General features: G+C 70.9%; 13 protein-coding genes. 8 read left to right on the forward strand and 5 right to left on the reverse strand.

Features of this window, described 5'->3' with window-relative positions; translation table 11 throughout:
* Nucleotides 1-47: 47 nt before the first annotated feature.
* A complete protein-coding gene (locus D7X32_RS13160; RefSeq protein WP_120602880.1) occupies nt 48-803 on the reverse strand; it encodes a DUF5953 family protein in 756 nt (251 codons plus the stop codon).
* Nucleotides 800-1,537: a DUF6310 domain-containing protein gene (locus D7X32_RS13165; RefSeq protein ID WP_341868126.1), complete on the reverse strand. Its 738-nt coding sequence runs from the start codon at nt 1,535-1,537 to the stop codon at nt 800-802. The genes D7X32_RS13160 and D7X32_RS13165 overlap by 4 nt, the downstream gene beginning before the upstream one ends.
* Nucleotides 1,538-2,092: 555 nt before the next feature.
* Here D7X32_RS13165 and D7X32_RS13170 point away from each other — a divergent pair.
* The 4 genes from D7X32_RS13170 to D7X32_RS13185 all read left to right on the forward strand — a co-directional run bounded on the left by D7X32_RS13170 (nt 2,093) and on the right by D7X32_RS13185 (nt 8,953).
* Nucleotides 2,093-3,673, forward strand: coding sequence for a GAF domain-containing sensor histidine kinase (locus tag D7X32_RS13170; protein WP_120602882.1), 1,581 nt, complete (start codon nt 2,093-2,095; stop codon nt 3,671-3,673).
* 68 nt (nt 3,674-3,741) lie between these two features.
* Nucleotides 3,742-4,116, forward strand: coding sequence for a response regulator (locus D7X32_RS13175; RefSeq protein ID WP_014400722.1), 375 nt, complete (start codon nt 3,742-3,744; stop codon nt 4,114-4,116).
* A complete protein-coding gene (locus tag D7X32_RS13180) occupies nt 4,116-6,917 on the forward strand; it encodes an ATP-binding protein (protein WP_120602883.1) in 2,802 nt (933 codons plus the stop codon). The genes D7X32_RS13175 and D7X32_RS13180 overlap by 1 nt, the downstream gene beginning before the upstream one ends.
* Nucleotides 6,914-8,953 carry a response regulator gene (locus D7X32_RS13185; protein WP_120602884.1) on the forward strand — a complete coding sequence of 680 codons (2,040 nt, stop codon included), beginning with the start codon at nt 6,914-6,916 and terminating at the stop codon, nt 8,951-8,953. Before D7X32_RS13180 ends, D7X32_RS13185 begins: the two co-directional genes overlap by 4 nt.
* Before the next feature lie 10 nt (nt 8,954-8,963).
* Here the strand turns inward: D7X32_RS13185 and D7X32_RS13190 are convergent, their stop codons facing one another.
* Entirely contained in the window at nt 8,964-10,535 is a 1,572-nt protein-coding gene (locus D7X32_RS13190) for an LVIVD repeat-containing protein (RefSeq protein ID WP_120602885.1), read from the reverse strand.
* Between the two features lie 132 nt (nt 10,536-10,667).
* On the opposite strand from D7X32_RS13190, the gene D7X32_RS13195 reads away from it, so the two are divergent.
* The 4 genes from D7X32_RS13195 (at nt 10,668) to D7X32_RS13210 (ending at nt 14,984) form a co-directional block, all read left to right on the forward strand.
* Entirely contained in the window at nt 10,668-11,771 is a 1,104-nt protein-coding gene (locus D7X32_RS13195) for an AAA family ATPase (protein ID WP_120602886.1), read from the forward strand.
* The gene (gene truB / locus D7X32_RS13200; protein ID WP_171446625.1) at nt 11,768-12,664 is read left to right on the forward strand and encodes a tRNA pseudouridine(55) synthase TruB; all 897 of its coding nucleotides are present in this window, start codon (nt 11,768-11,770) and stop codon (nt 12,662-12,664) included. Before D7X32_RS13195 ends, truB begins: the two co-directional genes overlap by 4 nt.
* 12 nt (nt 12,665-12,676) lie before the next feature.
* Nucleotides 12,677-13,273 (forward strand): GNAT family N-acetyltransferase, encoded by a 597-nt coding sequence (locus D7X32_RS13205; protein WP_120602888.1) that lies wholly within the window; start codon nt 12,677-12,679, stop codon nt 13,271-13,273.
* A gap of 208 nt (nt 13,274-13,481) precedes the next feature.
* Nucleotides 13,482-14,984 (forward strand): hypothetical protein, encoded by a 1,503-nt coding sequence (locus D7X32_RS13210; protein ID WP_120602889.1) that lies wholly within the window; start codon nt 13,482-13,484, stop codon nt 14,982-14,984.
* A gap of 180 nt (nt 14,985-15,164) precedes the next feature.
* Here the strand turns inward: D7X32_RS13210 and tkt are convergent, their stop codons facing one another.
* Together tkt and D7X32_RS13220 are read right to left on the reverse strand one after the other, a co-directional pair.
* Nucleotides 15,165-17,222 carry a transketolase gene (tkt, locus tag D7X32_RS13215; protein ID WP_120602890.1) on the reverse strand — a complete coding sequence of 686 codons (2,058 nt, stop codon included), beginning with the start codon at nt 17,220-17,222 and terminating at the stop codon, nt 15,165-15,167.
* A 137-nt stretch (nt 17,223-17,359) separates the two neighbouring features.
* The gene (locus D7X32_RS13220) at nt 17,360-18,292 is read right to left on the reverse strand and encodes an arginase family protein (RefSeq protein ID WP_120602891.1); all 933 of its coding nucleotides are present in this window, start codon (nt 18,290-18,292) and stop codon (nt 17,360-17,362) included.
* Nucleotides 18,293-18,301: the final 9 nt, after the last annotated feature.

Here is an 18,301-nt window from a genome sequence, read left to right on the forward strand (position 1 = left end):
GGGCTCATTCCTGCCGCCGGAGCGGCGTCCCAGGCCCCTGAATCGGGTCAGGGCGGCGCACGTCCGCCAATCGCCGGGAACCGCTCATAGGCCCGCTTGAGCGCGTCCAGGTGGGCGGGGTTGTCCAGGTCGAGCGGCGCGTCGGTGAGCTGCACGACCCATCCGCCCGATTCCGTGCGCCGCGCGCGTGAGAGCAGTTCGGCGTCGCGCGTGGGGTCCGGGAACCCGATGGCCTGCGCGGCGGCAGCCGACCAGTAGTTCAGCCACCCAAGGTAATAGGGAATCTCGGGCGCGCGGATGTGCTCGAAGAGCCTCAGGGCGGGCAATCCCCGGCGTGGGGATGGGGGTCCTTCCAGCGTGGGGGCGGTCTGATACGCGATGTCCACGGCGGCGTCGTCTGGCGTCGCCTCCCCCCATCGCGCACGTGCCCCTTCCGCTACGCCCTCAAGCACAGCCGCCGCTGACGCGATCACGGGCTTGTCCAGTGGCAGTTTGGCATGCACTTCGAACAGGTCCTGAGCACCTGGGCTGAAGAGTCCTGATCTTTCCCTTCCCCAGACCGTCACGGGGGAGCCCTGGTCTCCGTTGCACACGATCGGGAATCCTCCATCCTCGATCTTTTCCAGGATCCACCCATCACGCAGCGGCAATGCGATAGGACGCCCGCCATTGGAGAGTCTCCACTCCAGCCGCAGGCCGGGAAGCGCCTTCTCCATTCCATGAACGCTATCAATTGTGCGGCGGTCTTTGCCCACAAGCGCGGGCGCGTAGACGATGATGCCGAGTCTTTTTCGGGCAGTCATCGTTTGCACCCCGTGACAACGATATTGAGGCTCCGGTCCTCCCGCTGAAGCGCGTCTTTGTGCGCCTGGGTGCTCACCCCAATGACGAAACCATATCCACACGCCGCCGCGGCCTTCCGCTCTTTGTTCAATTGTTTGATTTCCTTCTCAATCTCCCGATCTCGAACATAGTCGTTGTACGTATCAAATTGATGGGTCTTGATCTCCCACAGCTTGCGAACGCCGACTTGCAGCGCATCGAAGCGCACGCCTCCAACGAGCACGTCCATCCCGGGATAGCGGTTGGGCGGGAACCTGTCGGCGCACTCATTATGCGGGTCGTCCTCGCCCGCGTGAGGTACTGGAACAGGCTCGCAACTGGCGCGGCCCGTCCGGTCCACAGGGACAGGCGGCACCGGGGGCTGCCAGTCCTGCCCCGCTGGCTCGGGCTTCGGCTTGGGCTTGCGTTGCGCTTCGGCTTCCCGGGATGACACCTTCGCTCCTCGTGAGGTCCCTGCTTCCTCGGGGTAGGCATGGCGGAGTTCATATGCATCCAGCGCTTCCTGGATGGCGACGGCGACCACCAATCCTCCAAGCACGATGACGGCTCCCACGGCGATCTCAGGAGCCGCCAGCACGCAGAACCCAAGCCCCACGGCTGCGGCATCCGCTGAGGCGACCGAGCATCTTCCCGTGGTGTCGTGGAACTCGATCCGGTCAGGGTCGAGGGTCCGATAGCACTTCTCCACCAGCACGGGCCAAGGCTGGGAGGCCTCACGGACAGCGCACCGCCCCCCGTCCGTCCACGGCAGCGTCGCCGCTCGCTGGAGGTTGGCGAGCCTCGGGTTCCGGGACACGAACTCTCTTGGGCTCGGCGCCGACGTGGCGCACGAGGAGAGGATGATCAGGAGTGCGGCGCAGGCGCAGAATCTCATGGTCACGTTCTTTCAGTCGAGCCAGGGGAGCAGGGCTGTCGGCCTGTGGAGACTGGCAGCAAGTGGTCGACGACTGGGGCCTGGAACGTGCTGACGCGCTGCAGCCCTGGCTCGAAGGGGCACGAGATGGCGCGGCACGAATGAACAGTGGCCGGCCGACGAGCGGAGCGGGCCGTCCCCCGCGCCCGCGTCCCGGAAGAAGCCATTGGCCCTGGGTCGCAAGCGCCGCACCCCTTGGCGCGGCGCCAAGGGCAGACAAATCCTTCCGGACTGCAATCCGCTGTTCGCCCGCCCGCTCTCCGGACCCGGGACCGGGCCTTCGTGCGGGTCCCTCTCCCCAATGGCAGACAAGTGGGGTAGCACGGGGCGCACGCCATGCTTCCTCCCCCGACGCCCGCGGATGAGCCGCGGCGCCTCCAGGCGCTGCGTTCGCTGTGTCTGCTGGACACGCCCGCCCACGAGCGCTTCGACCGCATCGTGCGCGCCGCGTCGCACCTGTTCCGGGTGCCCATCGCGCTCGTGTCGCTCATCGACGAGGACCGCCAGTGGTTCAAGGCCCGCCAGGGGCTGGACGCCACGGAGACGCCTCGCGAGGTGTCCTTCTGCGGCCACGCCATCCTCTCCGCCTCCACCTTCGTGGTGCCGGACGCGCTGAAGGACCCGCGCTTCCACGACAACCCCCTGGTGCTGGGCGCTCCCTTCGTCCGCTTCTACGCGGGCCACCCCCTGCGCGCCGCGGACGGCAGCCGCGTGGGCACCTTGTGCCTCATCGATTCCCAGCCTCGCGACTTCTCCGACGCGGACCGCGCCGCGCTCGCGGACATGGCCGGCTGGGCGGAGGTGGAGCTCAACGCCCTGCATGAGCGCGAGGCCCGCGCCGCGCTGGAGCAGCAGGAGCGCTTCTTCGAAGTCTCCGTGGACATGCTCTGCATCGCCGCCATGGACGGCACCTTCCTGCGCCTGTCCCGGGCCTGGAGCCGCACCCTCGGCTTCTCCGACGCGGAGCTCTACAGCACGTCCCTGGTGGACCTGGCCCTGGAGGAGGACCGCGCCGCCACCTCCAAGCACCTGGCCCGCGCCCTGGAAGGCGCCCCCGTCCTCCAGTTCGAGCACCGCGCCCGCTGCCGTGACGGCTCCTGGCGCTGGCTCCAGTGGAACGCCGTGCCGGACCCGGAGGAGGGGCTGCTCTACGCCGTCGCCCGCGACGTCACCCAGGCCCGCCTGCTGGAGGAGGAGCGCCACCGCGTGGAGCGGATGAAGAACGAGTTCATCTCCACCGTGAGCCACGAGCTGCGCACGCCGCTCACCTCCATCCGCGGCTCGCTGGGCCTGCTCTGTGGAGGCATCGCCGGTCCGCTGGACTCGCAGGTGGCCCAGATGGTGGGCATCGCCCACAAGAACAGCGAACGGCTGCTGCGCCTCATCAACGACATCCTGGACCTGGAGAAGATGGAGTCCGGCCGGCTGGACCTGAACCTGGCCCCCACGGACGTCGCGCCGCTGCTGGCCCAGGCGCTCCAGGCCCACCAGGGCTACGCGGACGAATACGGCGTGCGCCTGGAGGCCGTCGTGGACATCCCCGACGCCCGCGCCCGCGTGGACGAGGACCGCTTCATCCAGGTGCTGGCGAACCTCCTGTCCAACGCCATCAAGTTCTCCCCCCAGGGCGAGCGCGTCACCCTGTTCCTCACCCGCGAGGCGGGCGCACTGCGCGTGGGGGTGCAGGACCATGGCCCGGGCATCCCGGAGGCCTTCCAGTCCCGCGTCTTCCAGAAGTTCGCCCAGGCGGACGCGTCCGACACCCGCAAGCGCCCCGGCACCGGCCTGGGGCTGAGCATCGCCCACGGGCTGGTGGCCCGCATGGGCGGCACCCTGCGCTTCACCACCGCCCCCGGCGCCGGCACCCGCTTCTCCTTCGACCTGCCGGAGTGCGGCCCCGGGCCGGACGCCACCTGAGGGGATCCACTTCCGGCCCGCGCCCGTAACCCCCGATCCAAACCCCTCTTCCCGGAGCACTCCCTCCCATGGCGAAAATCGAGAAGGTCCTGCTCGTGGACGATGAGGATGACATCCGCACCATCGGGCAGCTGAGCCTGAGCCGTGTGGGGGGATGGAAGACGGTGCTCGCGTCCTCGGGCGCGGAGGCCCTGGAGAAGGCGGGTCAGGAAGGTCCCGACCTCATCCTCCTGGACGTGATGATGCCCGGCATGGACGGGCCCACCACGTTCGGCCGGTTGCGCGCCCAGCCCGCCACCGCGAACACGCCCATCATCTTCATGACCGCCAAGGTCCAGAAGCAGGAGGTGGCGCGCTACCTGGAGCTGGGCGCGGTGGGCGTCATCGGCAAGCCGTTCGACCCCATGACGCTGCCGCAGGAAATCCGCCGCCTGGTGCCCTGATGGAACCCCGCCTGTCCAAACGCTCCGCCGCGCTGGCCGCCGGCGCCCTGGTGCTCCTGAGCGCCCTGTTCGTCCTGGGCCGCCCGGGCTCCACCGCCGACCACGACCGCTACCGCACCCAGCTGCGGCAGCTGCGCGTGGCCACGTCGGAGCTGGAACAGGACGTGCTGCGTCAGCGCGTGGGCATGGCGGAGCTGCACGGCGCCTCCGACCGGGACTTCGAAGCGCTGGCGGCCCGCGCCCGCATGCTGCGCACGGCGCCCGGCTTCCTCCCGGCGGAAGGGATGCGGTCGCTGAACGTGTCCCTGGACACGTACCTGCGCGTGCTGGAGGGCTCGCGCGTCCTGCTGACGGCGGCCCGCGAGAAGGACCAGAAGCTGGCGGCCCTGCGCGAAGCCTTCCCCGCGGCCGTCGCCTCCGCCACCGCCTCGCTGCCCCCGGGCGCGCTTCGGGAGCAGGCGGAGGCGCTGGGCGTGGACGTCATCCTCGCCTCCCGCGCGCAGGGGGAAGCGTCGGGGGCCCGCGTGGAGGCCTCGCTCGCGCGACTGGCCCGGGCGCGTGAGGGGCAGCCGCTCTCCGGCCCCGCCCGCGCCGCGCTGGACGGCCTGGAGGCCCGCGCGCGCGAGCTGACGGCGCTCCAGCGCTCCGCGGACGCGTCCTTCCAGGCGCTGCTGGACCCCGGCGCTACTGGAGAGGCCGAGCGCCTCATCTCCACGTACCTCCAGCTCCAGGAGCAGTCCCAGGCCCGCGCGGAGCGCACGCGCATCGTGCTCTTCGGCGTGTCGCTGCTGCTGGTGGGCTACGTGCTCGTCGTGCTGGTGCGGCTGGCCCGGGCGTCCGCGGCGCTGGGGGAGCTCAACCGGGGGCTGGAGGCGCGCGTGGCGGAGCGCACCCAGGCCCTGTCCGCCGCGAGCGCGGAGGCGCGGGCCAGCGACGCGCGCAAGGCCGCCATCCTGGAGGCGTCGCCGGACGGCATCGTGGTGCTGGACGAGTCCGGCCGCGTCGCGGAGTTCAACCCCGCCGCGACGTCCCACTTCCGCCTGCCGTCCGTGCGGGCGGTGGGCGCGGACTTCCTGTCGCTGGCGCTGCCCGCGTCGCTGGCGGCCTCGCAGCGGGAGGCCGTCCACGCCGCGCTCCTCCATGACGGCGGCGCGCGGCGCGTGGAGACGCCGTGCCTGCGCGCGGACGGCGACGTGTTCCCCGCGGAGCTCACCTTCGCGCGCGTGCACGCGGACGGCCCGCCGCGCACCACCGTCTTCGTGCGCGACCTCACGGAGCGCAAGGCCGTGGAGCGGATGAAGAACGAGTTCGTCTCCACCGTGAGCCACGAGCTGCGCACGCCGCTCACCTCCATCCGCGGCTCGCTGGGCCTCTTGGAGAACGGCATCGTGGGGGAGCTGCCCTCGCAGGCGCTGGACATGGTGCGCATCGCGCGCACCAACACCGAACGGCTCATCCGCCTCATCAACGACATCCTGGACCTGGAGAAGATGGAGTCGGGGATGCTGGAGCTGAAGCTCCAGCCGCAGACGGCGCAGGACCTGGTGGAGGCCACGCTCGCGGGCGTGCAGGGCATGGCGGAGACCGCGCACGTCACCCTGCGCTCGGACGTGGAGGGCGCGCCGCAGGTGAAGGGCGACCGCGACCGGCTCATCCAGGTGCTCACCAACCTGGTCTCCAACGCCATCAAGTTCTCCCCCCAGGGCTCCTCCGTGGTGGTGGCGGCCGGCTTCACGGGGGACGGCCGGGTGCGCTTCAGCGTCACGGACCAGGGCTCCGGCATCCCGGAGGAGAAGCTCCCGCGCCTCTTCGGCCGCTTCCAGCAGCTGGACGCGTCCGACACCCGCTCCAAGGGCGGCACCGGCCTGGGGCTGGCCATCTCGCAGGCCATCGTGGAGCAGCACGGCGGCCGCATCGAGGTGAACAGCCCGCCCGGCCAGGGCGCCACCTTCCACTTCACCCTGGAGGCCCTGCGCGTCGCCGCGCCGGGTGCCTCCGCGGTGCTGCCCACGGACGAGTCGCGCCACAACGTGCTCATCGTCACCGCGGACACGGACCTGTCCGCCCTCTTGCGCGGCCTGCTGTCGCACGAAGGCTACCGGGTGGTGCGCGCCGCCACGCTCACGGAGGCCGTGCAGGCGGTGGAGCACTCGCTGCCGGACGCGCTGGTGGTGGACACGCAGATGCCGGACGGCCCCGTGCTGGACTGGGTGCGCCGCCTGCGGGAACAGCCGCGCACGCGCGAGCTGCCCGTGCTGGCCCTGTCCGGGCGTTCGCAGACGGGGGTGAAGGACGCGGGCACGGCGCTGCTGGTGGACTGGCTGCCCACGCCCGTGGAGGAAACGCGGTTGCTGAAGACACTGCGTTACGCCATGCGCCAGCCGGGCCAGGCGCGCGTGCTGGTGGTGGATGACGACGCCACCACGCGCCGGGTGCTGTGCGCGCAGTTCGAACGGCTGGGCGCGCTGTGCATCGAGGCGGCGGACGGGGAGAGCGCGGTGGCGCTCGCGCGGGACACGCCCCCGGACCTCATCGTGCTGGACGTGGGGCTGCCCCGGCTGGACGGCTTCGAGGTGGTGGACATCCTGCGCCAGGGCAAGGGCCGCGCCACGCCGCTCATCGTCTTCACCGGCCGCGAGCTGTCGCGCACCGACCAGCGCCAGCTCACCCTGGGCATCACCCGGCACCTGACGAAGGCCCGCGCTTCCGAGGAGGAGCTAATGGCCTCCGTGCGGGAGCTGCTCAACGGACTGCTGGCCCGCCGCGACGCCGCGGCCGAGCCCCGAAAGGCGATGCCATGAGCACCGCTCGCACTGACAAGATGCTGCTCTTCCTGGAGGACGACCGCGACCTCCAGACGCTGGTCTGCACCTTCCTGCGCGACAAGGGCTACCAGGTGACGCCCGCGCGCTCCGCCGCGGAAGCGCGCGAGGTGCTCCAGTCCAAGCCGGTGGACGCCGCCATCGTGGACGGCCTGTTGCCGGGCATGACGGGCGCGGACTTCATCCGCGAGCTGCGCCAGACGAAGCCGAACCTGCCGGTGCTCTTCGCGTCCGCCTTCTGGAAGGACCTCAAGAGCCACGAACTGCTCACGCGCCAGCTGGGCGTGGCGCGCGTGGTGCACAAGCCCTACCGGCCGGAGGAGCTGGCGGTGTGGCTGGAGCAGCTCTTCGCGGTGGTGGAGCCGCCGCCCCCGCCCTCGGAGTCCCTCGGCTCGATGGACGACGACGAGGACGACGAGCCCGTGGACGACTTCGCGGCCAGCCTGGCCCTCTTGAGCGCGGACTACGGCGCGAAGCTGCCGGAGCGGCTGGCCTCGCTCCAGGCCCTGTTTGGCAGGGGGCGCCACGGCGACGCGGCGGCCATGGAGGAGGCCTACAGCGTCGTGCACAAGCTGCACGGCACCGCGGGCAGCTACGGCTTCCGCGACGTGAGCATCGCGGCGGGAGCGCTGGAGGACGTGCTCCAGCCGGTGAAGACCGGCGGCACGCTGGACTGGGCCCGGGTGGACGCGGGCTTCCGCGCGCTGGAGGACCGGGTGTCGCTGCCGGTCCTCACCCCGGAGCCGGAGGCGGAGGAGGCCGTCGTCGCCGCCATGGGCACGCTGCTCGTGGTGGACGAGGACGCGGCCATCCTCGCGGACGCGAAGCAGATGGGCGACCGGGAAGGGGTGCGGGTGGTGACGGCCCGCTCGCCCCAGGAGGCCTGCGCCGCGGTGGAGCGTCAGTGGGTGGACGGGGCGCTGCTGCACATGGGCTCAGCGGGGCTCGCCACCGCGAACGCGCTGCGCGCGATGGAGGGCCACCAGTCCCTGCCGCTGGCCTTCTCCAGCACCGGGGCGGGCCTCCAGGAGCGCGTGCACGCGGCGCACGCGGGCGCGTCGCTGTTCCTGCCCCGGCCCTTCACCCAGCAGGACTTCGCCACCGCGGCGGAGCGGCTGGTGACGGCGCGCCGGCTGGAGCGCGCCAAGGTGATGGTGGTGGATGACGATCCGGAGGCGGTGCGCGCCCTCTCCCAGGCGCTGGTGAGCGACGCGGTGGAGGTGGTGGGGCTGGAGAACGCCTACGGCCTGCTGGACGCGCTCGCGCAGCACCGCCCGGACCTGCTGCTGCTGGACGTGCAGATGCCCGGGCCCAGCGGCTTCGATTTGTGCCGCATCCTGCGCCTGACGCCGGAGTGGCAGGAGCTGCCCATCCTGCTCATCACCACGCAGGTGGGGCTGGAGTTCCGGCTGGCCGCGTTCCAGGCCGGCGCGGACGACTACCTGGCCAAGCCCGTGCTGAAGGAGGAGCTGCGCGCCCGCGTGCACGCCCGGCTGGAGCGGGCGCGGCTGTCGCGCGAGCGCACGGAGCGCGACGCGCTCACCGGCCTCATGCTGCGCCGCCCCTTCGTGGAGGCGGTGGCCACGCGGCTGTCGGAGGCGCGCCGGAGCGACAGGCCGCTGGCGCTGTGCTTCCTGGACGTGGACCACTTCAAGAAGGTGAACGATCAGCACGGCCACCTCGCGGGGGACCGCGTGCTGACGCGGCTGGGCCGGCTGTTGGGGGCGCGCTTCCGCCGCGAGGACCTGCGCGCCCGCTGGGGCGGCGAGGAGTTCGTCGTCGCGCTGCTGGGGGAGACGCCGGAGAGCGCGAAGGAGATCCTCTCCCGCACCGCGGAGGAGCTGGCGGGGATGGCCTTCGAAAGCGACGCGGGACACACCTTCCACGTCACCTTCAGCGCGGGGCTCGCGGTGGCGCCCATGGACGGCACCACCCTGGATGAGCTCCTGCGCGTCGCCGACGCCCGGCTCTACCGGGCGAAGGAGAACGGCCGCAACCGCATCGAAACGGAGTGACGCCAGCGCGTCACGGCTCCGCCAGCACCAGCAGCCCGCGCGACATGTCGATGGCGTACACGTACCCGTCGCCCGGCACGCGGATGCCAATGGCCCCCTGGTAGAGGCTGGAGGTGCTGTGCGGGTGCGCTTCCTGGAAGGAGTCGAAGGCGGCGATCTCCTTCGGCTGCTCGGGGTGGGCCACGTCGAAGACGCGCACGCCCTCGTGGTACCAGGCCACGTAGAGCCGCGTGCCCTTCAGCACCATGTTGTGGATGGACGTCTGCGGGCGCTTCTTCACCTGGCCGATGAGCTGGATGTTCGCGGGGTGGGTGACGTCCAGCACGCGCAGGTGCGCGCCAAAGCGCTCGCCGCCCTCGAAGGCGATGGTGCGCCCGTCGATGGTGCCCACCGCGTTCGCGTGGCTGTACTGGCCGTCGAAGGCATACGTGCCCAGCACGGGCGTCCAGTCCGCGCGCTTCACGTCCAGGACGACATAGCCCCTGCGCGTGTGGTTGACGTAGAGCCGGTCCTGGTAGGCGAACGCGTCGTGCGGGTAACTGATCTCCCCCTCACGGGGCACGGAGATGCGGTTGAGCAGCAGGGGATCCAGCGGCGAGGTCACGTCGAACAGGAGCGTCTCGCCGTTGGGGGACGGGGACATGGCGTACAGCCGGTCGCCGTCCACGAACACGGTGTGCACGTCGATGACGCCGCCGGGCAGCGCGCGCACGTACTGCGGGGACGCGGGGTTCGTGATGTCGTAGACGATGAGGCCGGAGTCGCCGCTGGCGACGTAGAGCGCGTCCCCCTTGGACCAGACGCCGTTCCAGTAGTTGTCGGTGGGCAGGCTCACGCGGGTGACGAAGACCGGGTGGGCCGGGTCGCTCACGTTGAAGACGCTCAGGCCGCCAGCCTCGTCGCGCCGGGGGAGGGACACCACGTAGGCGTGGCCCTGGGTGACGTAGACGTCCACGGGGTCACCCTCGGGGACGGCGGTCTCGGAGACGAGGCGCATCTCCTGGGCGCCCGTGTCCTCTTCCCGGTCCAGGTTCATCCGCCGGGCGTCGAAGGTCCCGGAGTAGTCCGGCACGCCGTCGGTGCAGCGCACGAAGCAGCCGGTGATGCGTCCGGGCTCCGGCACGTGGCAGCCCGCGAGCGCGTACCGCTGCTTCTTCTTGGAGGAGGTGGTGACTTCGCCGGTGACGAAGAACCCCTGGGCGTCCACCTGGTTGCGCACGAGGGGCCAGCCCAGGAAGGAGGGGTTCGTGTCCAGGCGGAAGCCCGCGCCGAACACGCTCGTGGCGTGGTAGCGGAGGACGGCCTGGTAGACGCCGGACTGCTCCAGGGCGCCCACCGCCCGCAGGTCACAGCCGGTGAGGCGGAAGCTGGCCGGGTCGGTGCAGTTCGCACGGGGCGCCGCGTAGTCCGCGTCCATGCAGGGCTCGGTGGGGACCACGTCCACGTAGTCGGTGAGCTCGACGACGGGCTGCGGATCCGAAGTGCCGGCGTCCGGCACGGAAGGGGCGTTGTCGCTGCATCCGGACAGGGACAGGGCGCAGGCGAACAGGCCTGTGCCCACGAGGCGAAGGGCGGACGTCATGGGATGGAGGCTCCAGCGCAGGGCTTCGCGGTCCACGGCCGACGCGCGAAGCCCCAGGAGTCTAGCCCACGGCCCGAAGCGGATGCGCGAGCCCCCGAAGCACGCCGGTCCGGGTAGGCTCGCGAGCACGTCATGCCCCTCACGCGTCTGGACATCGCAGGCTACCGCTCCGTGCGTCAGCTCCACCTGGAGCTGGGGCCGGTGACCGTGGTGGTGGGACCCAACGGCAGCGGCAAGACGAACCTGTACCGCGCGCTGTACCTGCTCGCGGCGGCGGCGGAAGGACGGCTCGCGCGCACGCTGGCGGACGAAGGCGGCGCCCCGAGCGTGATGTGGGCCGGCCCGCGCGACCCGAAGAAACCGGCGCGCGTGCGCGTGACGGTGGACCTGGACGACCTCACCTACGAGCTGCAATGCGGCGTGGTACCCAGCGCGCCCGGAGAGCCGCGACCGACGATGTTCACCCTGGACCCGGAGGTGAAGGAGGAGCACCTCTGGGGGCACTCCGGAGGCCGGCGTCTGGTGTTGATGGAGCGCAAGGACCGCACGGCCTTCATCCGCGACTCGGACGGAAAGCGCGTGACGTTCCCCACGGAGCTGTGGGGCGCGGAGTCGGTGATGGATCAGCTCTCCGAACCGCACCGCTTCCCCCGGCTGTCGGAGGTCCAGCGCACGTTGGGAGCGTGGCGCTTCTACCACCACTTCCGCACCGACCCGGACGCGCTGCCCCGGCACCCGCAGGTGGGCGTGCGCACGCCAGTGCTCGCATCCGACGGGCGCGACCTCGCGGCGGCGCTTCAAACCATCTGGGAGGTGGGGGACGAGCGCGCCCTGGAGCAGGGCATCGACGACGCCTTCCCCGGAGCGAGGCTGGAGGTGCGAGCGGAGCAAGGCCGCTTCAGCCTCTTCCTGCACATGCCCGGCCTGTCGAGGCCCATGGCGGCCGCGGAGCTGTCGGACGGAACGCTGCGCTACCTGTGCCTGCTGGCGGCGCTGCTCAGCCCCAGGCCGCCCCCGTTCCTCGCGCTGAATGAACCGGAGACCAGCCTGCACCCGGAGCTGCTCGAACCGCTGGGCCGGCTCATCGTGCGAGCCTCCGAATACAGTCAGGTCTGGGTGACGACGCACGCGGAAGCGCTCGCCCGAGTCATCGCCGACAAGACCGGCACCTCGCCCGTGCACCTGGAGAAGCAGCAGGGCGCGACGACGGTGAAGCGGACCTGGAACGAAGAATGACGCCCGGCCTCTACCTCACGCACAAGCCCGTGGGCGCCACCAGCTTCGCCACCGTCCGGGCCTTCCAGGAGGAAGCGCAGGCGACGAGGCCCGGCCGCCGCACGGCGCTGGTCCACGGCGGCACGTTGGATCCGTTCGCGGAAGGGCTGCTGTTGATGCTGGTGGGTCCGGCCACGCACCTCTTCGAACACCTGCACGCGGCGCCCAAGGTCTACGAGGCCCGCGTGGAGTGGGGCACGGAGATGGACACCGGCGACCTGCACGGCCGCCCCGTGCACCAGGGTGACGCCTCCGCGCTCACGCCCGAGCGCCTCGACGAAGCGCTGCGCCCGTTCCTCGGCTGGACGGACCAGGTGCCGCCCGCCACCAGCGCGAAGAAGCTCGGAGGCGAGCCCGCCTACCGCAAGGCCCACCGGGGTGAAGCCGTGGACCTGCCCCCGTCGCGCGTGTACCTGCACGCCGCGCGGTGGCTCTCGCACGACCTGCCTGGAGCCAGCGTCCTGGAGCTGACCTGCCGGGGCGGCTACTACGTCCGCTCCCTGGCCCGCGACCTGGGGCGCGCGCTCGGCTGCGGCGCGCACCTCTCCGAGTTGAAGCGCACGGCCATCGGTCCCTGGAAGGACCCGGGCCCCGGCCATCGTATCGAACTGCACGGCCGAGACCTGCTGCCCTGGACGCACTCACGCGCGCTCACGGATCAAGACGTGGGCACCCTGCGCCAGGGCCAACCCATTCCCGTCGCGCCGCTCCAGGCTCCGGACTGGCGCCTCCCACCGGGCTACCCGGAGCCACCGGGTCCCGTGCGCGGCTTCCACCAGGGGAAGTTGACCTTCCTGCTCACGCCCCGGGACGGCGTGCTCGCGCCAGAGACAGAGCTGCGCGGCGGCGTCTAGAACAGACGCCCCATGGCCCCACCCGACCTGAAGACCGTCGAGCTGACCCCGGTGCTCTGGCCCGACCTCGAGAAGCTCTTCGGCCCCAACGGCGCCTGCGGCGGCTGCTGGTGCATGTACTGGCGCATCCCGGAGGGCGAGCGCTACGACGACGTGCGAGGCCCCGACGCGAAGCGCCGCTTCAAGGCCCTGGTCGCGAGCGGAGCCGCGAAGGGCGTCCTCGCCTACGCGGACGGCGAACCGGTGGGCTGGGCCACCTTCGGCCCGCGCCGCGACTTCCCGCGCCTGGACCGCGCCCCCAGCTTCAAGTGCGACGACGCGGACACGGTCTCCTCCGTGCCCTGCTTCTTCATCCACCGGAACTGGCGCAACCAGGGCGTGGCCACCGCGCTGCTCGCCGCCGTGGAGGCCGCGGTGCGCCGCGAAGGCCCCCACACCCTCGAAGGCTATCCGGTGAAACCACCCCGGGGCGAAGCGCGTATCAGCAACGGAATGGCCTACACGGGCACGCTCCCGTTCTTCCTCAAGCGCGGCTACGTCCACGTCGGGGACCGCCCCGCCGGAAAGCAGCGCGTGCGCAAGGCGCTCAGGCCCGCGCGCCGGAAGTGATGCTTCCGGTCACCACCCCGGGGGTGGGGGGGATGGTGACTGTCATCACCGCTGGTGACTGTTGTCACCACCCCGGCCTTCGCGTCATCACCGCGTAACTCCATGGAATCACTCAGGGTGTGCTGGCAGGCAGGGCTGGCACGACGCGCGCAATAGGTCCCGGCATGACTGCTTCCGCAAAGGAAGCCGCTCCTACCGGAGATCAAAAATGACCACCATCAAGTCCACCGTCACCACCTCCCTGAACAGCAGCGCGGCGCTCGGCAACAAGGAACTCGCCGTCCTGCGCGGGACCTCGTCCCCCGCGAAGCAGGCGGCGGAGATGGCCGCCACGCTGAACAACGTGAAGGCGCAGGTGGAAGGCCTGAAGTCGCAGCTGGCGGAGCTCAAGGCGAAGCAGGGCGGCGACCAGTTCACCACCGGCGGCGGCCACGGCTGCTGGGGCACCCCGAGCGACAACTGGCAGCCCAAGGACCTGGGCGCCCTGGTGGAGATGAACAAGCTCAACCAGACCCAGGGCCCCATCGGCGCGGAGAAGTTCGCGGACAGCATCGAGGCCGCCGTCGGCGACCTGGACGGCCAGGCCGCCTCCGGTGAGTACCGCGCCGTCGCGGACTGGGCCGCCAACAACCGCGAGCGCCTCACCCCGGAAGCCCGCCAGGTGATGGACATCTACAGCAAGTACGCGGCGCTCTCCCAGGCGCGCGGCGAGTCCGGCATCCCTCAGGGTGACTTCAAGAAGATGCTCGCGGAGATGCGCGACGTGGGTGACGCCGGCGCGAAGAAGTCGCTCGCCAACCTGGACAGCAAGACCCACGGCGGCACGGTGTCTGGCCAGGACATGGCCCGCGCCATCCAGACGGGCACCGCGGACCACGACGGCCAGGCCGCCGGCGCGGAGCTGAAGGAGTTCGAGAAGTGGGCCTCCAAGAACGAGAGCCGCCTGTCCCCGGAGGCCAAGGAGGTCCTGGACGTCTACCGCAAGGCCGCCAAGGCCGCGCAGGCCGAAGGCCGCACCGGCCTCACGGACAAGGAGACCGCCGCCCTCAACAAGGAGATGCGCAAGGTGGGCGCCGGTGACGTGAGCGCCCGCAAGGCCACGGAGGCGCTGGACAAGGAGCAGGGCCCCATCTCCGGCGAGGACCTCACCAAGGCCATCAAGGACGGCATCTCCGACACCGACGGCCACTCCTCCACCTCCGAGCTGAAGGAGTTCGAGAAGTGGGCCGCCAAGAACGAGAGCCGCCTCACGCCCGAGGCCAAGGAGGTCCTGAAGACCTACCAGCAGGCCGCGAAGAAGGCCGGCCCGGAGGGCATGACGCAGAAGGAGGCCGACGCCATGTTCAAGAAGATGGACGGCTTCAAGACCTTCCACGACAGCTCCATGCGCGACGCGCTGGAGGGCCTGGACTCCAAGAAGGGCAAGATCTCCGGCAGCGACCTGACCGCCGCCATCGAGAAGGGCGCGGGGGACCTGGACGGCCAGGCGGCCGGCACCGAGTTCACCGACACGATGAAGTGGGCGCGCCAGAACTACGACCGCCTCACGCCCGAGGCGAAGAAGGTGGTGGACACCTACGAGAAGTACGCCACCCGGTCGCAGGCCCAGGGCTCCACGGGCATCGACCAGAAGGACTTCAAGAAGATGATCAACGAGATGAAGTTCATCAGCACCCCGCGCCCCACGCGCCCCGTGTTCTTCGCGGCCTGATGTGAAGCAGGGGGGATTTGAAGCAGGGGGGATTTGAAGCGAGGGGGATACAGCCACACGCATCCAGGGTTGTTCCCGCCGGTCGCCCGGCGGTGAACCCAGAGGTGCCCCGGACCTTCGGGGGAGGGTCCGGGGCCCTTTCATTTGCGGGCCCCGGTCGGGCCGGACAGGCTCGGAGTCTTAGTGCTTCTTCGCCTTGGCGATGGTGGCGTGCGCTTCCTTCACCACGTTCTCCACGGTGAAGCCGAACTTCTGCTGCAGCGCCTTGATGGGCGCGGAGGCACCGAAGCTGCGCATGCCGATGGCGCTGCCCGTGTGTCCCACCCAGCGCTCCCAGCCGAACGCCGCGCCCTTCTCCACGGAGACGCGCGCCTTCACGGACGGGGGCAGCACGCTGTCCTGGTACTCCTGGGGCTGCTGCTCGAACAGCTCCCACGAAGGCATGCTCACCACGCGCGCCTTGACGCCCTCGGCCTTGAGCTTCTCCGCGGCCTCCACCACCAGCGCCACCTCCGTGCCCGTGCCGATGAGGATGACGTCCGGCGTGCCGCCCTCCGCCTCCAGCAGCGTGTACGCGCCCTTGGCCACGCCGGACGCCGGCGCGAACTTCGTGCGGTCCAGCGTGGGCACCGGCTGACGCGACAGCACGAGCACCACCGGGTGGTGCTGCTGCTGCGCGATGTAGCGCCACGCCTCCGTCACCTCGTTGGCGTCACCGGGGCGCAGCACGATGTTGCCCGGCACCGCGCGCAGGGACACCAGCTGCTCCACCGGCTGGTGCGTGGGGCCGTCCTCGCCCAGGCCAATGGAGTCGTGCGTGAAGATGTGGATGGACGGAATCTCCATCAGCGACGACAGGCGCATGGAGGGGCGCTCGTAGTCACTGAAGATGAGGAACGTGGCGCCGTAGGCGCGCACGTGGCTCAGGTTGAGGCCGTTGACGATGGAGCCCATCGCGTGCTCGCGCACGCCGAAGTGGATGTTGCGGCCCGAGTACTCGCCCGGCTTCATGGACGTGGAGGCGGACAGGTACGTCTTCGTGGACGGGTTCAGGTCCGCGGAGCCGCCCACCAGCCACGGGTAGTTCTTCGCCAGCGCGTTGAGCACCTTGCCGCCGGACTCACGGGTGGCCATGCCCTTCGCGTCCGCGGGGAACACCGGCAGCTCCTTGTCCCAGCCTTCCGGCAGCTCGCGCTTGAGCATCGCCTCCAGCTCGCGCGCCAGCTCCGGGTGCTGCTTGCTGTAGTCCGCCCGCGACTTCTCCCACGCGTCGCGCAGCGCCTTGCCGCGAGCGCCCATGCGCTCCTGGAAGCGCTCGCGCACGCCGTCGGGCACCAGGAACTGCGCGTCCTCGGGCCAGCCGTAGGCCTTCTTGGTGGCCTTGATCTCCTCGGCGCCCAGGGGTTCGCCGTGGGCGCTGGCGGAGCCCTGCTTCTTGGGCGACCCGTAGCCGATGAAGGAGTTGACGATGATGAGCGTGGGCTTGCCGCGCTCGTCCTTGAAGGAGCGGTAGGCCTTGGACAGCGCGTCCAGGTCGTTGGCGTCGGTGACCTTCAGCACGCGCCAGCCGTAGCCCTCGAAGCGGCGGCCCACGTCCTCCGTGAAGGCCAGGTCGGTGCTGCCGTCGATGGAGATGTGATTGCTGTCGTAGATCCAGCACAGGTTGGGCAGCTGGAGGTGGCCCGCGAGCGACGCGGCCTCGGACGCCACGCCCTCCATCATGTCGCCGTCGCCGCAGAGCGCGTAGACGTCATGGGTGAACAGGTCGAAGCCCGGCTTGTTGAAGTGGCCGGCCAGCCACTTGCTGGCGATGGCCATGCCCACGCTGTTGGAGACGCCCGCGCCCAGGGGGCCGGTGGTGGTCTCCACGCCGGTGGTCCAGTGGTATTCCGGGTGGCCCGGGGTGGCGGAGTCCAGCTGGCGGAAGTTGCGGATGTCGTCCAGCGACACGGCCGGCACGTCGGTGACCTTGGCGTCCTTCACGCGCTTCACGCCGGCCAGGTGCAGCAGGCTGTAGAGCAGCATGGACGCGTGGCCGTTGGACAGGATGAAGCGGTCGCGGTCCGGCCAGTTCGGCTGGGCCGGGTCGTAGCGCAGCTCCTGCTGCCACAGCTGGTAGGCCACGGGCGCCAGCGCCATGGGCGCGCCCGGGTGGCCCGAGTGGGCCTTCTCCACCGCGTCCATGGACAGCGTGCGGATGGTGTTGATTGCCTGGGTATCGATCTTCTCGGTCGTCATGCGGCCTCCCGCGCTGAGCCTTCGTCGCGGGCGCACCATGCCGTAACTGGGTCCGCCGCGCCGCACCAAACGCGCCCGTCCGTCGGCAGGCACACCGACGGTCGGGCGGGGGGCCGGGGGCTTTTTCCGGGAATGCGCTACGGAACGCGGCCGCTCTGGACGAACGCCGCGACCACGGCATCGGTGAAGGCCCGGGAGCAATGGCCCTCCGGGTCCAGGTCGGGGTCCAGGATGGTGAGCTCCAGGCCCACCGCCTGGGGGCTCGCGAGCAGCGACGCGAGCAGCGCGGTCAACTCCTCCAGGCGCAGCCCGTCCGGGTTGGGCGAATCCACGGCGGGCATGACGCTCAGGTCCAGCACGTCCGCGTCCACGTGGATCCAGAACCCCGGAAGCCCCCGAGCCTCCAGCCGCGAGCGGGCCTCGTCGCCCACGGCCTTCGCGCCGCGCGCACGGATGGCGGTGAGCGGCAGCGAAGGGATGCGGGAGGTGTCGAACTCGTGCACCGCGGACTCGGCGGTGTCCTCGGCGGTGCGGGACAGGCCCAGGTGCACCACGTCCTCTTCGCGCAGGTAGGGCTTGAGGCCGTCCAGGTCGCACAGGGCATCGGGCCCATGTCCGGTGGCCAGCGCCAGGTCCAGCCCCGCCGCGGTGAACCAGCCCGCCAGGCGAGCGCGGTCCTTCACGTAGGAGAAGTCGTCATGCGCGTCGATGAACGCCAGCCCATGCGCCCCGGCCCGTCGAAGCGCGAGCGAAGAGCCCACGAGCACGCTGCAATCCCCACCCAGCAGCAGCACGAACCGTCCCAGGGCCCGCAGCGCGCCCACGCGGTCCGCGAGCGCCACGCTGTAGCGGCCCAGCGCCGCGCCGTTGCGGAAGCCGATGTCCGGCTCCGCCGCCGGTGAGTACGGAGGCGGCGTCACGACGCCCGCGTCCTCCGCGCCCAACCGCGCCACGATGCCCTGCTCGCGCAGGACCCGGGGCAGTTGATACACGCCCGGAATCGCACCCGGGGAAGCGGGCCGCAGGCCCAGGTTGGACGGCGCATCCAGGACGCTGATGGGCGGGAACATGGGGAAGAG

Origin of the sequence: Corallococcus carmarthensis (assembly GCF_003611695.1) — a bacterium.
Classification (GTDB): Bacteria; Myxococcota; Myxococcia; order Myxococcales; family Myxococcaceae; genus Corallococcus; species Corallococcus carmarthensis.

Coding starts and splice junctions, on each gene's coding strand:
- D7X32_RS13160 (WP_120602880.1), bottom strand. CDS start 803: ATGACTGCCCGAAAAAGACTCGGCATCATCGTCTACGCGCCCGCGCTT.
- D7X32_RS13170 (WP_120602882.1), top strand. CDS start 2,093: ATGCTTCCTCCCCCGACGCCCGCGGATGAGCCGCGGCGCCTCCAGGCG.
- D7X32_RS13175 (WP_014400722.1), top strand. CDS start 3,742: ATGGCGAAAATCGAGAAGGTCCTGCTCGTGGACGATGAGGATGACATC.
- D7X32_RS13180 (WP_120602883.1), top strand. CDS start 4,116: ATGGAACCCCGCCTGTCCAAACGCTCCGCCGCGCTGGCCGCCGGCGCC.
- D7X32_RS13185 (WP_120602884.1), top strand. CDS start 6,914: ATGAGCACCGCTCGCACTGACAAGATGCTGCTCTTCCTGGAGGACGAC.
- D7X32_RS13190 (WP_120602885.1), bottom strand. CDS start 10,535: ATGACGTCCGCCCTTCGCCTCGTGGGCACAGGCCTGTTCGCCTGCGCC.
- D7X32_RS13195 (WP_120602886.1), top strand. CDS start 10,668: ATGCCCCTCACGCGTCTGGACATCGCAGGCTACCGCTCCGTGCGTCAG.
- truB (WP_171446625.1), top strand. CDS start 11,768: ATGACGCCCGGCCTCTACCTCACGCACAAGCCCGTGGGCGCCACCAGC.
- D7X32_RS13205 (WP_120602888.1), top strand. CDS start 12,677: ATGGCCCCACCCGACCTGAAGACCGTCGAGCTGACCCCGGTGCTCTGG.
- D7X32_RS13210 (WP_120602889.1), top strand. CDS start 13,482: ATGACCACCATCAAGTCCACCGTCACCACCTCCCTGAACAGCAGCGCG.
- tkt (WP_120602890.1), bottom strand. CDS start 17,222: ATGACGACCGAGAAGATCGATACCCAGGCAATCAACACCATCCGCACG.
- D7X32_RS13220 (WP_120602891.1), bottom strand. CDS start 18,292: ATGTTCCCGCCCATCAGCGTCCTGGATGCGCCGTCCAACCTGGGCCTG.